The sequence below is a fragment of the Haloarcula nitratireducens genome, from assembly GCF_019599505.1.
In genome coordinates this window covers 14,080-28,435 of sequence record NZ_RKLT01000003.1, presented here as the reverse complement: position 1 = coordinate 28,435, position 14,356 = coordinate 14,080, and the positions used below count along the sequence as shown (strand labels likewise).

Genomic DNA, 14,356 nt, shown 5'->3' with positions numbered 1-14,356 from the left:
CCACACTATCGGGGTATGGACGTCGCTTCCCTCACTCGCGAACTGGTTTCGATTCCGAGCCACGACGGACCCGACTGCGACGAGTCCGCCGCCGGCGAGTTCGTCGCGGCGTGGCTCCGCGAGCACACCGACGCGACCGTGACCCGCGACGACCACGGCAACGTCCTCGCGCGAAAGAGAGGCGGCGACGGCGGCGAGTCGCTCGCGCTGGTCGGCCACCACGACGTGGTTCCGCCGGACGAATCGCAGGTCGACGCCGGCGGCGCGTACGTCGTCGACGAGCGAGACGGCCGCCTCTCCGGTCGCGGCACGGCCGACATGAAGGGGAGCCTCGCCGCGGCGATACTGGCCTTCCGCGACGCGGACGCGCCGGGTAACGGCGAACTCGTCTTCGCCTCCTTCGCCGGGGAGGAGCGGGGCGGCGTCGGCTGTCGGGCCGCCATCGACGAGGGGTTCGCGCCGGACTACGCCGTCGTCGGCGAGGGTTCGACGGGCTACTCCGCGACGGGGGTAACCGATGTCGCCGTCGCGCACAAGGGTCGGCGCGGATCGACCGTCGTCGCCGAGGGCGCGGCCGCTCACGCGAGCGAACCCGAGGCCGGCGAGAACGCCATCTACCGCGCGACCGACGCCGTCGATATCGTCCGCGACCTCGACTTCCCGACGACCGAGGTGCTGGGCCACGACCTCCGCGGAAGCGTCGCCGTCACGGAGATCGACGGCGGGTCGTCGTGGAACGTGATTCCCGAGGAGTGCGAAGTCACCGTCGACGAGCGCACGGTCCCCGACGAACGCGCACCGCTAGAGCGGGTCGAAGCTATCGAGGGCGTCTCCTGGCGCGTCGACCAGGACCTGCCGCCGATGGCCTGCGGCGACGCCGCGTTCGCCGACGCGGTCCTCGACGCGGCGGCCGACGCACAGGACGCTCGGCCCGAACACGTCGTCAAACCGCACGCTACGGACGCGGGCTGGCTCGCCGCCGCGGGAACCGACTGCGTCGTCGTCGGCGCGGCCGAACCCGGCGAGGCACACACCGCCGAGGAGAGCGTCTCAGTCGCGGTCCTCGAACGTTGCCGTCGAATCTACGAGAGCGTCGCGACTTCGTGGCTCGGGTGAGTCGCGGGCCGTCGGGACCGCCGTCGTCTGCCCTCTCAGAGGGAGCCTCGTTCGTCGCGGTCCGGGCCGGGCGTCTCGACGTCCCGGTGACGCCACCACCAGTAGAGCCCGTACAGTCCACCGACCAGCGCGAGGACAGAGAGACCGTCGAACGCGTAGCCCAGCGTCGTCCCGCTCGTGGCGAGTTGGAACAGACCGGAGGCGAGCCAGATGAGGCACATTCCGACGAGTAGCGGTAGCCGGCGGGTCGTCACCTTGCCGCGGTGGTACTGGACACCGACGAAGCCGAGGATGGCGAGGTACACCACGACCGGGCCGACACCGGTGACGTTCGGAGTCACGATAGCTCGCTGTTCGATAGCCCCCCGTATCGGTCTTTTGGGCCATCTTCGGAGGTGTCTCTCGACGGATTTATCGCCTCGCCCGAGAGGTTTCGGGGCCGCCGTGCACGCCTTACCGCCGACATTGCACATTTAGGACATCCGGCCCAACGGCGTGCTATGGCAACGACTAACGAGGTGGATTCCACCTACGAGCAGTTCGTAGACCACGTCAAGCGCCTCCACTACGTGAGCGACGCCGGCGGCGTCCTCCAGTGGGACCAGCAGGTGATGATGCCCGAGGGCGGGACCCCCGCTCGCGCCAAGCAGTCCTCCGCGCTCTCGACGCTCCATCACGACCTGCTGACCGACGACGAGCTGAGCGAGTGGCTGGACGAACTCGAAGCCGCGGAGTTAGACCCCGAGCAGGAGGCCGTCGTCCGCGAGGTCCGCCGCGACCACGAGCGGGCGGTACGAGTCCCCTCCGACCTCGTCGAACGCATCTCAGAGGCCTCCTCGAACGCCCTGCCGGTCTGGGAGCAGGCCAAGGCCGAGGACGACTTCGACCACTACGCCGACACCTTAGAGGAGATGGTCGAACTCCGCCGGGAGTACGCCGAAGCCATCGACCCTGACCGCGACCCCTACGAGGTCCTCTTCGAGGAGTACGAACCCTACCTCGGCATCGACACCGCCGAGGAGGTACTGACGCAGTTGCGCGACGAACTGGTCCCGCTCATCGACGACATCGACGACAGCGACGTGACCCTCGCGGACCCCTTCTCGGGCACCTACGACGACGACGTGCAGCACGAACTCGTCGAGGAGGCGCTGGACGTGCTGGGCTACGACTGGGACCACGGTCGCCTCGACACCGCCCCGCACCCGTTCTCGACGGGGACGCAGTTCGACGCCCGGGTCACCACCCGGTTCAAGCCCGACGATCCGATGGACGCCGTCGGCTCGACCATCCACGAGTTCGGCCACGCCACCTACACGCTCGGCCTGCCGCGTGAGGACTACGGCACGCCGCTGGGCGACAACCGCGACCTGACCGTCCACGAGTCCCAATCTCGGTTCTGGGAGAACCACGTCGGCCGCACGCGGCCCTTCTGGGATCTCTTTACCGACACCGCCAACGAGCATCTGGGCACCGACGCCTCGCCCCGCGAGTTCTACGAGGCCGCCAACACGGTCCACCCGGACAACCTCATCCGGGTCGAAGCGGACGAACTGACTTACCACATGCACATCGTCCTGCGCTTCGAGATAGAGCGCGACCTGATCCGGGGCGACTTAGAGGTCGCTGAGGTCCCGCAGGTCTGGAACGACAAGATGGAGGAGTACCTCGGCGTGCGCCCGGACACCGACGCAGAGGGCTGTCTGCAGGACATCCACTGGACCAACGGCGCGATCGGTTACTTCCCCACCTACTCGCTCGGCTCGGTGCTGGCCGCCCAACTCGACCACCACCTCCGCGAGGATGTCGGCGACGTGGACTCGCTGGTCCGGGAGGGCGACTTCGACCCCGTCCACGACTGGCTGACCGAAAACGTCCATCGACACGGTGCGCGCTACGAGACCGACGACCTCGTGAAGGAAGCCACCGGCGAGTCCTTCACCGCCGACTACTTCCTCTCGTACGCCGACGAGAAGTACCGCGACCTCTACGACTGCTAGGAAGTGAGGAGGCCGATTTCGAAATCGAGCGTAACGGACCGCGGAACAGCCAGAAAGCCCCCGTCTGCTCGACTACTGCGGCTCGCTGCGCGCTTCGTTCCCTTCGGTCACTCCAGTGCTTGCGTCGCCTCGAACGTCGAGCGGACGGTCCCTTTCATTCCCGTCCGTGTCGGTTGGCCAGTTCCCTCTCGGCCGGGCTTTTCTGGCCGTACTCGACATCTCGCTCGGCGGTCATCGCTCCCGGTTTCCGACGCGCTATCCGACACCTTATCCCCGAGCACGGACTTACGCTCGCGTATGCGACCGGATCTGGACCCCGAGCAACTCGACCGCTACTCCCGGCACATCATCATGGACGACGTGGGGCCGGAGGGACAGGCGGCGCTGCTCGATTCGTCGGTGCTCGTGGTCGGCGCGGGCGGCCTCGGCGCGCCGGCCCTGCAGTACCTCGCGGCGGCGGGCGTCGGGACGCTCGGCATCGTCGACGACGACGTGGTCGAGCGCTCGAACCTCCAGCGACAGGTCATCCACGGGGACAGCGACGTGGGCCGCCCGAAAGTCGAGAGCGCCCGCGAGTTCGTCGCGGGGCTGAACCCCGACGTGACCGTCGAGGCACACGAACTACGACTCGGTGCCGAGAACGCCGCGGACCTCGTGACCGACTACGACATCGTCGTCGACGCCTCCGACAACTTCGCCACGCGGTTCCTCGTCAACGACGCCTGTACGCTCGCCGGCGTCCCGTTCTCCCACGGCGCGGTGTTCCGCTTCGAGGGGCAGGTGACGACCTTCACGGGTGACGGCCCGTGCTATCGCTGTCTGTTCCCGAAAGCGCCGCCGGCGGGCACCGTCCCCGACTGCTCGACGGCGGGCGTGCTGGGCGTGCTCCCGGGTACGATCGGCTGTCTGCAGGCGACGGAGGTCGTCAAACTCGCGCTCGGCTACGGCGAGTCGCTCGACGGCCGCCTGCTGGCCTACGACGCCGCCGAGATGAGCGTCGACGAGGTCCCCATCGCACCGAATCCCGAGTGTCCGGTCTGTGGGTCGAAGCCGGCTATCGAAAGCGTCACCGACGCCAGCTACGAGGGGCGCTGTGCGCTGACCGGGGAGTGACTCGGACTTACGCTACGCCCTGAGCGCCGGCAGTTCCTGCACGGCGTCCCGCGGCGGCGCGTCGAACAGGTCGGGATGCATTACCGCGGCGAGATACTCCAGCGTGTCCACGAGCCGCGGCCCCGAGCGGTTGACGTAGTGGTGGCCGTCCATCACGTACGCGCGCCCCTCGCGCACCGCCCTCAGGTCGTCGAAGCCCGGCCGCCCGGTCACGTCGGCGAGGTTCTCGCGGGTCTGCTCGATATCGAAGCCGCAGGGCGCGGCGACGAGCACGTCGGGGTCGTACGCACGAACTTCCTCCCACTCGCGGGGCCGGGAGTGCGCGCCCGCCTCCTCCATCCCGTAGGTCCCGCCGGCTTTCTCGACCATCTCCGGAACCCAGTGACCGGCGACCATCACCGGGTCGAGCCAGTCGAGGACGGCCACGCTGGGCGTGTCGGTGGCCCGTTCGACGGTCGACTCGACGGCGGCGACGCGCTCGCGGAGGCCGGCCACGAGATCGGTCGCCGCCGCCTCGCGGTCGATGGCCGCGCCGACGCGCCGGATGGACTCGAAGAGATCCGCGAGGCTGTGGACGTCCAGCGTCGCCACGTCGGCGTCAAGGTCCAACTGTGCGACGGCGTCCTCGACCAGTACGTGGTCGACGGCACAGACGTCACAGACGCCCTGCGTGACGATCACGTCCGGGTCGACGCTCGCCAGCGCCTCGCGGTCGATGGCGTAGACGCCGTCGCCCGATTCGGCGTCGGCGACCTGTTCGTTTATCTCGCTACTGGACGCCTCGGGGTCGACCCGCGAGCGGTTGACCGACGGCACCTCGCGGGCCGCCGGCGGATAGTCGCACTCGTGTGAGACGCCGACCGGTTCGACCCCGAGGGCGTAGACGATCTCCGTGGCAGAGGGGAGCAGCGTGACGACGCGCATACCATCGTTTCGGGACCCGAGAAGAAAAGTCTCCGTCCCGACGCTCGGTTCTAGCATCGGTTCGTCGCGCGCTCTCGGCTTCGTACCGATGTCTGCACTGCGTTCCACCGGCGGCGGATTACGGTCGTCTTCTCGCCATTAGGTGAACTCGTCAGTAACATCTCTACCGTCACGTTCGAGTCGGAATTCGGACTCACCGCTCTGCTTCTCGAAGGAGATTATCTCGCCATTGACGGTATAGGCGTCTCCCTTTTCGTTGCCCGTTTCACCGGTCACAGACACTCTCTCGTCATCTTCACTAATCGAATCGTTATCTTCGTCCAGCGACGTGATGTCCGGAGAGACTTCGGTCCGCTGGACCTCGCCGTCGACGAGGAACTGATACGTAAGTTCCGCGTCCTCCGTCGTGGACACGATCGCGAACGTGAATCGCGTACCCGACTCGTCCGAACCCTCGGTTTCGTCCGCTCCAGTGGTCAGCTCGGCCGTAACGGTTTCGCCGTTTCGACGGAGCTCGAACCCGGATTCGCCACTGGTCTTCCGAAACGAGACGATATCGCCTGTCACTTCGAACGCGTCGCCCTCTAGATTCCCCGTCTCGCCCGAGACGGTGATTCTTCCGTCTCTGGACTCGCTGATCTGGTCGTTGTCCTCCCCTATCGAGGTGATCTCTTCGGAAGTTCGGGCCCGGCGAACGTCGCCCTCGACGACGAACTCGTAGGTAAATTCCGAATCTGAATCGGTGGATATAATTTCGAAGGTGTCCGGCTCGTCGATATACTCGTCGGTTATCTCTTCATCTCCGAGGAAGAGCCGGACTCCCGACTCGCCACGCGTTCGTTCGAACGACCGTAGCTCGCCTGTGAGCGAATACGCGTCGCCGGCCCCGTCGCCCGTCGAACCCTCGACCGTCACGATGCCGTCCTCGGTCGAAACGATGGTGTCGTCGTTGTCGGCCGAGATCCCGTTCTCCCCGACGGTCGTTTTCTCTACCTCTCCGGCGACGGTGAACTGATAGTATACCTCCGCGTCTTCCGTCGTCGACAGTATTCGGAATACCCTGGTTCGGCCCGATATGTCGGATGGTACGTTGACGGAGGTACTATCGATTCCGAACCCCCTGTTTGGATCTTCGACCCGGCAACTGACGCTTCGACTTTCACCGGGCCGGGTCTCGGTGATGTATACGATTACGTATGCAGTCGCTACGAGACGTCGGATTCGCCGCAGTATCCGACTAAAATCCGCGCTAGCTAAGTCTATCCACAGCCCGTCGGTGGTCTGGGCAAGCGTCTTCTTGCTCGCTCGGTCGTCGTCGATATCAGGTGCAATCGCGACGTACGCTACTCCGCGATTCTCTATCCGAGCCGCTACTTCGTCGAGTGTGTAGTCTGACCGGCCTGAGCCGTCGCCCGCGTAGTGCGAGGTCGAATCGGTGATGTCGACTAGCACCTTCTGTGCGCTCGGCCGATAATCCATCTCCAGGGCACGTACGATGGCGTCGAAGTTGTCCTCCGGAGCGTCACCGCCCCCGGCCGGTGCGAGTCGGTCGACAGTGCGCTTCAGTCTGTCAGCGTCGGCTGTGAACCGCCGGTTAATCTCGAAATCATCCTTGACCGTGACGAGAGAGTACCGTGCGTCTATCCCCGCGCTCTCGATTTCGGTCGTCAGCGATTTGACGCCCGATTTCATCGCGGAGATCTCGTCACCCATACTGCCGGTATCGTCGAACACGAAGACGATGTCTGCGGTAGTACTGGTGAAACTAAACGACTCGACCGCTCGCTCGACCCCGTTCTCGATGATTTGAAAGGCGCTCTCCGATAGCTCTCCGGCTCGTCCGGCCTCGGTGTCGACGATTACGCTGAGCAGTACTTCGGGATACTCGCTCGGGTCGGCGCTTAGAATATCGACGAACTCGCGTTCGTCCGATTGCGCAGCCACTAGATCACCTGCACTCGGTAACCCGGCGACTCCGAGGACCGCAGAGAGCACCGAACGCCGACTCGGTCTGGCGGTGTCGTGACTATTCGACTTGTCTGCTTCCTTCGCGGCGTTTCTGTTATCGGGCATATCTACTGGTCGCGGTCAGCGAGAATCGCGTCTCGGTCCATTCTCCGCTCTCCGGTAGTCGAGTTGCCGCTGACACTGATTATCACCGACTGGAAGTACGGGACCACCGCTATTTGTTAATCGCACTAAACAATTGTAAATATGGACGTACATTCGTGAAGCCGCGGGTTATGTCAAGTATTATCGCGGTTCGATGAACGACGCCGTCCGAACGTAACCTTCTATTATTCCACTACTGATACAACTAACCACGGGATACCACGGAATTGGTCATGAAGTAGCCGGCTACTTCGAACCGACGGTAAGTGGAGACGAGTCCCAGATGCAAAATCGCTCGCTTTCGACACCCTTCATCGACTCACAGTCGCCCGTCGTTCGTTACGCTTACGCCCGGCCGCGTCGCAGGGGTTCGTATGAACGTCAAGTCCCGGCACCACCTCCGCTCGGACGAGGTCGACGCCATCGAGTCGGCGCTGGCCGACGAACTCGGCGTCGAACTAGACGCCGATAGCTTCGAGAAAGTCGAGTTCGAGGACAGCGACTGGGACGTCGTCCTCGTCGACGGCGAACCGCACGTCCTCTACGTGGACGAGGACCCCTTCCTCACGGTTCAGGGCGCGAACGTCTACCCGCCACAGCAACACGTCATCACCGTCGACGCGGGCGCGGTGTCGTTCGTCTCCGACGGCGCGGACGTGATGCGGCCGGGCATCACCGAGGCCGACCCCGACATCGAGGCGGACGACCTCGTCGTCATCAACGAGGAGTCCCACGGGAAGTTCCTCGCGATCGGGCGCGCGAAGACCGACGGCGACGACATGGTCGGCGATTCGGGCAAGGTCGTCGAGTCGATTCACCACGTCGGAGACGATCTCTTCGAGTTCTCGGTGTAGTCCGCCCCGACACCGACCGAGGAATCGCGCCGAAGAACGCTCCGTGACGGTCGTCTGGCACGGGACTTCGTCTGACGAAACCTTGAAACCGGTCGCGCTCGCCCTGAGAGACATGGGACTGATGAGCAAGATTCTCGGCGAGACGGGTTCGTCCCGCGACACCGAGGACTACGTCGAACTGCAGGCCAACGAGTACGAGACCGCCAGCGCGGAGGCCGAACGGCAGGTCCGCATCGCCCGCATCAGCGACAAGCAGGACGTCATCGACATCAAAGACGCCGTCTACGACGGTGACATCGTCATCGCCGACATCACGCGCCACTCCACGCAGGACCGCACGATGGAACACATCAGCGACGAGCTCAAGCAGGTCGCCAACGAGGTCGGCGGCGACATCGTCCAGAAGGACGACGACCAGCTCATCATCACGCCGAGCGACGTGGTCATCTCGCGCGAGCGACTCGGGCAGTAACCGGACCGCTCTCCGTTCGATACTCTCTCACGCGGATAGGCCGCCCGTTCCGCCGCGTTCAACGCGCTTTTCGGTGTCGCTGCGTTTGCGTAGACAATGACCGCTCCGGCGATCCGCGTGCGAGATCTGCGGAAAGACTACGGCGACGTGCGGGCGCTCGACGGACTGGACCTGACCGTCGAACGCGGCGAGTTCTTCGGGCTGCTCGGTCCCAACGGCGCGGGCAAGACGACGTTCATCAACACGCTCGTCGGCCTCGTCCACAAGGACGGCGGCACCGCCGAGGTGTTCGGCTTCGACGTCGAAGACGACTACCGCGAGGCCCGCGACCGAATCGGCCTCGCCCCACAGGAGTTCAACGTCGACCGGTTCTTCCCCATCATCGAAGTCTTAGAGCACAAGGCGGGCTATCACGGTATCGGCAAGGAGGCCGCCCGAGAGCGAGCGGAAGATGCCCTGAAGACCGTCGGCATCTGGGAGAAGCGGGACACTCGCTTCGACTGGCTCTCCGGCGGGATGAAACGGCGGTTCGTCCTCGCGCGAGCGCTCGTCTCGGACCCGGACCTGCTGATCCTCGACGAACCGACGGCGGGCGTAGACGTGCAGTTGCGCCACGACCTCTGGGACATCATCAACCGGATGAACGACGCCGGGACGACCATCCTGCTGACGACCCACTACATCGAGGAGGCCGAACGGCTCTGCGATCGCGTCGCCATCATGGACAGCGGGAGCAAAGTCGAGGTCGCCGCTCCCGACGACCTGATGGCCCGCGGCACCGACACCATCGCACTCGAACTGGCCGACCCGCCGACGAGCCCGCCGCGACTGGACGTCGACGGCGTCGGCGACGTGACGGTCACCGACGGCGGCCTCAGCGTCACCGCCGCCGGCGGGAGCCAGACCGCCCCCGCAATCATGCGGGAACTCGAACGACAGGGCCACACGGTCACGTCGTTGGACATCCGCCGGGCGTCGCTCGAAGAGGTCTTCGTCGACCTGACCCGCGACGACCGCGATTACGCGGAGGTGTCGGCGTGAGCCCCGATGCCGCGGACGACGGGGTGATCGCATGAGTACGAACTACACGCAACTTAGCACGCTGGTTCAGCGCGAGGTACTGAGATACGTCAGGCGACCCTACAACACGTTCCTGCCCCCGATCGTGACGAACTCGCTGTACTTCGCCGTCTTCGGGGTGATCCTCGGGAACCGAATCGGTGCGATCGCCGGTGTGAGCTACATCCAGTTCGTCCTCCCGGGTCTGGTCGTACTGGGTTCCATCTCGGACTCGTTCGAGAACGCGTCGTTCTCCATCTTCCACGGGAGATGGAACGAGTACATACACGAGGTGATCACCTCGCCCATGTCCCACGGTGAGTTAGTCGTCTCTTACGTCGCGGCGAGCGCTCTCCGGGGAGTGATCACGTCGCTGCTCATCATCGGTGTCGGGGTAGTGTTCACCTCGGTCCCGCTGGCGAACCCGCTCTACACGGTCGCGTTCCTCCTGGTTATCACCGTCCTGTTCGCCGGGCTCGGTGTCATCGGCGGACTCTGGGCCACGGATTTCGACTATCTGACGGTGATGAACCAGTTCATCCTCCGCCCGCTGGTGTTCTTCGGGGCGGTGTTCTACTCGCTCGACGTGCTCCCGCCGCTGTGGCGCCAGGTGTCCTTACTGAACCCGATGGTCTACATGGTCAACGGCGTCCGCTACGGGATGATCGGCGTCACTGAGATCGATCCGAACACGTCACTGGCCGTCCTCTCGATCGCGGCCGTGGCCGTCCTCCTGGTCGATTTCCTGCTGGTCAAACGCGGCTACGGACTGGTGGACTGAAAACGGAGCGGACGTGCTCGAATGCCGGATTGGGTCCGCCTCCGGCGGGGCGGCAAACTATGACAGGGTGCCACGTCGAGTCACCGCTCGGTGACTCCACGACCCGGATATTTCGTGCGCCTCCGGATAGGGCGTGTGTGAACATATGACATGTACGTATTTATGCATAACGCTGCGCCGCTCTCGACTGCCGGAAAATAGTGTCGCGTTCAGACGTTGTCGGGTTTGTCGGCGTCGTCCTCGACGGACCGCTTGAGGGAGTCCCGGCGCGCCTTCGCGTCGCGGCCGGTCGCGCCCTCCAAGAAGTCGTTCTTGACGGTGACGGCGTCTTCGGCGGCGTCGACGTGCCCCTCCGCGATGACCTCCTCAGCGGGCTTCTCGTCGATGTGGAGCGCCAGTTTGTCCTTCTTGCTGCCGAAGCTGACGGTGCCGGCGACGACCCGGTCGAACACGGGGTTGTCCGGTTCGTCTACCACGAGGAGTTCGCTCCCGTTGTGTTCCTCTGTGTCCGTGACCTCGCCGAAGTGCTCCTCGACGAACGCTTCCATGTCCGGGACGCGGTCTTCGAGGTGTTCACCCCGCCGCATCTTGTACTCTCGCATGGGCTTCGTTTTGCGAGGCCCCGTCTTACCCTTTGCGTTCACTCGCTACCGGTGACCAGTGTGCCTCTGTGGCACTCCGGGCAGAAGTCCCCCTCCCTGAGCGAACTCGCCTCGACGCCAGTCGTGAACCCGCACTCCGGACAGCGGAACTGCCCCGCCGGCACGGTGATCGCCTCGCCTTCTTCGGACTCGGCCGCAGCGGACCCGTCGACGGGCTCCGCTGCGGTCAGATCCGTCTCGGGCCGCCACCCATCGTCCTCACTGTCGTCGCCCGGCTCCTCGGGCCACTGCCCGGGTTCGCGGTCGGTCGTCCCCCCCGCGTCGTCCTCGTCACCGTCGATGATGACGGCGTCGTCCGTCTCCGGGTCGGCCTCGTCGTCGGTGACCGACTCCCCCGTCTCGGCGTCGGACACCGTCACGTCCGTCGTCGGGTTCTCCAGTTCGCTGTCGCCGCGTCGGTCGTCGTCGTCGCTATCGTCTAAGATCTCCGCGTCGTCGGCGTCGGGTTCGACCGCCTCGGTCTCAGTCTCGGTCTCGACGTCGGCCCCCGCCGCTGTTTCCGGCTGGGACGCCGAATCTTCGCCGTCGTCTCGCTCCGCTTCGTCGGTCTCCGTCTCCGGACTCCCCAGCGGCTCGCTGTTAGCGAACGAATCGATGGCGTCGCTCGACGCAGCGGATTCCTCGTCGGCTGCCGGTTCGCTCTCGTCTCCGTCGTCGACCATATCGCCCGCGATGTCAGCGGGCGTCTCGATCGAGGTCACTTCCTTGTTCTCCGAGACGATACGCGTCTTTCCACACCGCTCGCAGGTCTCCCGTTCCTGGATGGTGATGACGACTTCGCTACCCTGCTCTTCGCGCTCGCGCTCTACGGTGGTCTCACCGTACGTGTGCCCGAGGACGGAACATTTGAGACCCATTGTCAGTGATTGCCGCCGTGACCTACTTAAACCCTGTCTGTCGGCTGCGCGAGGTAATCCGGCGGATAGCGATTCGCGACCGGGGTCGCCTCGCTACGCTCCCACCGCCGGCGGAAATAGAGTCGGCGCAATGCCCGCTCGACGCGGCCGCTTCGAGGGGCGGCCCGCGCAGTAGTCCCGAGATCGCATTCTCATTTGGGCGGACCGAGGGACAGAGACAAGAGCCATCCGGGTATAGAGGGGCATATGAGAGCGAAGCCGGAGTATCGCGACCGGGACGAGACGGAGGTCGCGGTGCTCGACGCGCTCGCGGACCGCCACGAGGAGGGGATGACGGTGTTCGAGATCCGGTCGCGGGCGGAGGTGACCATCGACCAGATCGAGGGAGCGCTCCCGGCGCTCAAAGAGGACGGTCTCATCGAGGTCGAAGACAACGGCGAGCGGACAGTCATCCTGCCCGACGAGGACGTCGTCGGGCCGGCCGAAACCGACGAGGAGACGTCGCTGCTCGACCGGCTCCGTCGGCGGCTCCCGTTCTAATCCATCGGCGCGGCCGCGCAGTTGTTCGGACCGAGTTCGAGTTCGAAGGCGGTGCCTTCGTCGGCGTCGTCGGTCCCGAGGTTGACGGCGACGATGCGCTCGAAGTTGGCCGGCCGCGGCGGGATGTCGGCACAGATGCGCTCGACGAACGTCTCGCGGTCCATCTCGAAGGCGGGGAGACGCTCGCGGATATCGCCCAAGCGGGCGGTGTAGGTCCCATCGTCGGCTCGCTCGGCGCTCTCGGAGTAGTGTCCGGGTGCGACGAGCGTCTCGTCTGGGAAGTCGGCGAGTCGCCGAGTCAGCGTCTCGTACAGCGAGCGCGCGAGGTCGCGGGTGCCGTCGGCGTCGGACTCCAGGTCGGGGCGGGCGACGCTCTCGACGAAGACGCTGTCGCCGGTGAGGAGGACGTCGCCGACGGCGAAGCCGGTCATGCCGGTGGTGTGGCCGGGCAGTGAAACGGCGTCGAGCGCCGCCGACCCGACGGAAACCTCGGCGTCGTCGTCGAGTTCGGTCACGTCGAAGGTGACGCCGCGGTCGGCGGCGCGGGCCGGCAACATCGGCTCGACGTCGTGGCCCGTGGCGAGTTCGCGGAGACCGCTGACGTGGTCGGCGTGGACGTGGGTGTCGACGGCGTAGCGGAGCGCGGCGTCGCGGTCGGCGGCGTCGGCGACGTAGCGGTCGGTGAAGGCCCGGAGCGGGTCGACGACGGCGGCGTCGCCGTCGCTGACGAGCAGATACGAGAGACAGCCCGACGAGGGGCGCTGGTACTGGAGGACGGTAGCGTCGTCGCAGGGTACTTCGTGGCTCTCGTAGAGACGCGCCCAGCCCTCCATTCCGTCGGCGAGGTTGCGGGCGTCGAAACCGTGGTCGGTCAGGAGCCCGGCGACGAACGCGCTCGACTCGCCGCGAGCGCAGACGACCGTGATAGGGCCGTCGCCGGCGATCTCCGCCGCGAGGTCGGCCACGCCGTCGGTCACCTTCGCCTGCAGGAACTTAGTGAACGGCAGTTGCGTCGCGGTCACCGACGGCCCGTCGACGCGCCACTGCTCGAACTCGTCGCGGTCGCGAACGTCCAGCAGGCGAACGGGGTCGCCGGCGTCGAGGCGGCGTTTCAGGTCGGCCGCCGACAGCGACGCGTGGTCGGCCGGCGGGTCGGGGTATTCCTCGGCCATACGCGGAGTAGGTGCCGACGGGCGATAAATCGGGCGGGGGTTCTATGCGTCGAGCGCCCCTCTCGTCGGTATGGACGCGGCCGACACACTCGACGCGGTGCGAGAGGCGAGCGCGAGCGGACTGGAGCGACTGGGGTCGGACAAGCTGCTCGTCGCGGTGACGGGCGCGGACCTGACGAGCGATGCCGTCCGCGAGGCCGCGGTCACGCGCGAACGCGGGAGAGCGAGCGCGCTGGCCGCGTGGGCCGACGAGAGCGAAGGTGCGATCGCGGACGCGTTCGACGCCGCGGCGTCGGCGGCGAGCGAGCGGGCCGACCGTATTCCGAGGGACGACGTGACGACGGCCGACGCCGAGACGGACGCGCTCTCGGCGCATCTCGAAACCGTCGACGGAACGGCCGAACAAATCGGAGCGGGACTCGTGGCGTCTCCGCTGGTCGCCGACCGGTTCTACCTGCAGGTGGTGAGCTTCTTCGTCAACGAGGCCGACGAGGGCAGCGCCGACGCGTTCCGAGAGATGCGGACCGCCGCGAGCGACCTCGATCCGGCGCGAGACGCGCTCGCGGAACTCGACGACGAGGGCCGCGAGACGGCCCGAGACGCGGCTGTCGAGGCTATCGACGTCGCGTACGAGGAGTACGCCGAGACGCTGACCGAGATGGGACTGGACCCGAAGCCGACCTGCTGAGCCGGG

15 protein-coding genes are annotated in these 14,356 nt (G+C 65.9%); 9 read left to right on the top strand and 6 right to left on the bottom strand.

Annotated elements, in window-relative coordinates:
• Positions 1-15: 15 nt before the first annotated feature.
• Complete coding sequence (locus tag EGH23_RS10055; protein WP_220579885.1) at positions 16-1,116, top strand: M20 family metallopeptidase; 1,101 nt, start codon at positions 16-18, stop codon at positions 1,114-1,116.
• Positions 1,117-1,151: 35 nt separating this feature from the next.
• Here the strand turns inward: EGH23_RS10055 and EGH23_RS10050 are convergent, their stop codons facing one another.
• Positions 1,152-1,457 (bottom strand): hypothetical protein, encoded by a 306-nt coding sequence (locus tag EGH23_RS10050; RefSeq protein WP_220579884.1) that lies wholly within the window; start codon positions 1,455-1,457, stop codon positions 1,152-1,154.
• 159 nt (positions 1,458-1,616) lie between these two features.
• Between EGH23_RS10050 and EGH23_RS10045 the strand changes: the two genes are divergently transcribed.
• Together EGH23_RS10045 and ubaA are read left to right on the top strand one after the other, a co-directional pair.
• Positions 1,617-3,116 carry a carboxypeptidase M32 gene (locus EGH23_RS10045; protein WP_220579883.1) on the top strand — a complete coding sequence of 500 codons (1,500 nt, stop codon included), beginning with the start codon at positions 1,617-1,619 and terminating at the stop codon, positions 3,114-3,116.
• A gap of 297 nt (positions 3,117-3,413) precedes the next feature.
• Positions 3,414-4,229, top strand: coding sequence for an SAMP-activating enzyme E1 (gene ubaA / locus EGH23_RS10040; RefSeq protein WP_220579882.1), 816 nt, complete (start codon positions 3,414-3,416; stop codon positions 4,227-4,229).
• Positions 4,230-4,241: 12 nt separating this feature from the next.
• Here ubaA and EGH23_RS10035 read toward each other — a convergent pair whose 3' ends face one another.
• Both EGH23_RS10035 and EGH23_RS10030 read right to left on the bottom strand, forming a co-directional pair.
• Positions 4,242-5,153, bottom strand: a complete 912-nt coding sequence (locus tag EGH23_RS10035; RefSeq protein WP_220579881.1) for an ABC transporter substrate-binding protein — start codon at positions 5,151-5,153, stop codon at positions 4,242-4,244.
• A 138-nt stretch (positions 5,154-5,291) separates the two neighbouring features.
• Positions 5,292-7,097 (bottom strand): vWA domain-containing protein, encoded by a 1,806-nt coding sequence (locus EGH23_RS10030; RefSeq protein WP_220579880.1) that lies wholly within the window; start codon positions 7,095-7,097, stop codon positions 5,292-5,294.
• Between the two features lie 542 nt (positions 7,098-7,639).
• Between EGH23_RS10030 and EGH23_RS10025 the strand changes: the two genes are divergently transcribed.
• The 4 genes from EGH23_RS10025 (at position 7,640) to EGH23_RS10010 (ending at position 10,431) form a co-directional block, all read left to right on the top strand.
• Positions 7,640-8,119, top strand: coding sequence for an RNA-binding protein (locus tag EGH23_RS10025; RefSeq protein WP_220579879.1), 480 nt, complete (start codon positions 7,640-7,642; stop codon positions 8,117-8,119).
• A gap of 112 nt (positions 8,120-8,231) precedes the next feature.
• Positions 8,232-8,591 (top strand): cell division protein SepF, encoded by a 360-nt coding sequence (locus EGH23_RS10020; protein WP_220579878.1) that lies wholly within the window; start codon positions 8,232-8,234, stop codon positions 8,589-8,591.
• Between the two features lie 96 nt (positions 8,592-8,687).
• Positions 8,688-9,632, top strand: coding sequence for an ABC transporter ATP-binding protein (locus tag EGH23_RS10015; RefSeq protein WP_220579877.1), 945 nt, complete (start codon positions 8,688-8,690; stop codon positions 9,630-9,632).
• A gap of 31 nt (positions 9,633-9,663) precedes the next feature.
• Complete coding sequence (locus EGH23_RS10010; RefSeq protein WP_220579876.1) at positions 9,664-10,431, top strand: ABC transporter permease; 768 nt, start codon at positions 9,664-9,666, stop codon at positions 10,429-10,431.
• A 209-nt stretch (positions 10,432-10,640) separates the two neighbouring features.
• On the opposite strand, the gene EGH23_RS10005 is transcribed toward EGH23_RS10010, so the two are convergent.
• Positions 10,641-11,033 (bottom strand): DUF5611 family protein, encoded by a 393-nt coding sequence (locus EGH23_RS10005; RefSeq protein WP_220579875.1) that lies wholly within the window; start codon positions 11,031-11,033, stop codon positions 10,641-10,643.
• A gap of 38 nt (positions 11,034-11,071) precedes the next feature.
• Positions 11,072-11,950, bottom strand: coding sequence for a DUF7093 family protein (locus tag EGH23_RS10000; protein ID WP_220579874.1), 879 nt, complete (start codon positions 11,948-11,950; stop codon positions 11,072-11,074).
• 246 nt (positions 11,951-12,196) lie between these two features.
• Between EGH23_RS10000 and EGH23_RS09995 the strand changes: the two genes are divergently transcribed.
• Entirely contained in the window at positions 12,197-12,490 is a 294-nt protein-coding gene (locus EGH23_RS09995; RefSeq protein WP_220579873.1) for a DUF6432 family protein, read from the top strand.
• On the opposite strand, the gene EGH23_RS09990 is transcribed toward EGH23_RS09995, so the two are convergent.
• A complete protein-coding gene (locus EGH23_RS09990) occupies positions 12,487-13,662 on the bottom strand; it encodes an MBL fold metallo-hydrolase (RefSeq protein WP_220579872.1) in 1,176 nt (391 codons plus the stop codon). The two genes, EGH23_RS09995 and EGH23_RS09990, sit on opposite strands and share 4 nt — an antisense overlap.
• A 70-nt stretch (positions 13,663-13,732) precedes the next feature.
• Here EGH23_RS09990 and EGH23_RS09985 point away from each other — a divergent pair, with 70 nt between their 5' ends.
• Positions 13,733-14,350: a transcription antitermination protein gene (locus tag EGH23_RS09985; RefSeq protein ID WP_220579871.1), complete on the top strand. Its 618-nt coding sequence runs from the start codon at positions 13,733-13,735 to the stop codon at positions 14,348-14,350.
• Positions 14,351-14,356 lie beyond the last annotated feature (6 nt).

Bases quoted from the DNA above. Each gene is read 5' to 3' on its own strand.
- EGH23_RS10020 (WP_220579878.1), top strand. From the start codon at position 8,232: ATGGGACTGATGAGCAAGATTCTCGGCGAGACGGGTTCGTCCCGCGAC.
- EGH23_RS10005 (WP_220579875.1), bottom strand. From the start codon at position 11,033: ATGCGAGAGTACAAGATGCGGCGGGGTGAACACCTCGAAGACCGCGTC.
- ubaA (WP_220579882.1), top strand. From the start codon at position 3,414: ATGCGACCGGATCTGGACCCCGAGCAACTCGACCGCTACTCCCGGCAC.
- EGH23_RS10035 (WP_220579881.1), bottom strand. From the start codon at position 5,153: ATGCGCGTCGTCACGCTGCTCCCCTCTGCCACGGAGATCGTCTACGCC.
- EGH23_RS10010 (WP_220579876.1), top strand. From the start codon at position 9,664: ATGAGTACGAACTACACGCAACTTAGCACGCTGGTTCAGCGCGAGGTA.
- EGH23_RS10025 (WP_220579879.1), top strand. From the start codon at position 7,640: ATGAACGTCAAGTCCCGGCACCACCTCCGCTCGGACGAGGTCGACGCC.
- EGH23_RS09985 (WP_220579871.1), top strand. From the start codon at position 13,733: ATGGACGCGGCCGACACACTCGACGCGGTGCGAGAGGCGAGCGCGAGC.
- EGH23_RS10015 (WP_220579877.1), top strand. From the start codon at position 8,688: ATGACCGCTCCGGCGATCCGCGTGCGAGATCTGCGGAAAGACTACGGC.
- EGH23_RS10000 (WP_220579874.1), bottom strand. From the start codon at position 11,950: ATGGGTCTCAAATGTTCCGTCCTCGGGCACACGTACGGTGAGACCACC.
- EGH23_RS09990 (WP_220579872.1), bottom strand. From the start codon at position 13,662: ATGGCCGAGGAATACCCCGACCCGCCGGCCGACCACGCGTCGCTGTCG.
- EGH23_RS09995 (WP_220579873.1), top strand. From the start codon at position 12,197: ATGAGAGCGAAGCCGGAGTATCGCGACCGGGACGAGACGGAGGTCGCG.
- EGH23_RS10055 (WP_220579885.1), top strand. From the start codon at position 16: ATGGACGTCGCTTCCCTCACTCGCGAACTGGTTTCGATTCCGAGCCAC.
- EGH23_RS10045 (WP_220579883.1), top strand. From the start codon at position 1,617: ATGGCAACGACTAACGAGGTGGATTCCACCTACGAGCAGTTCGTAGAC.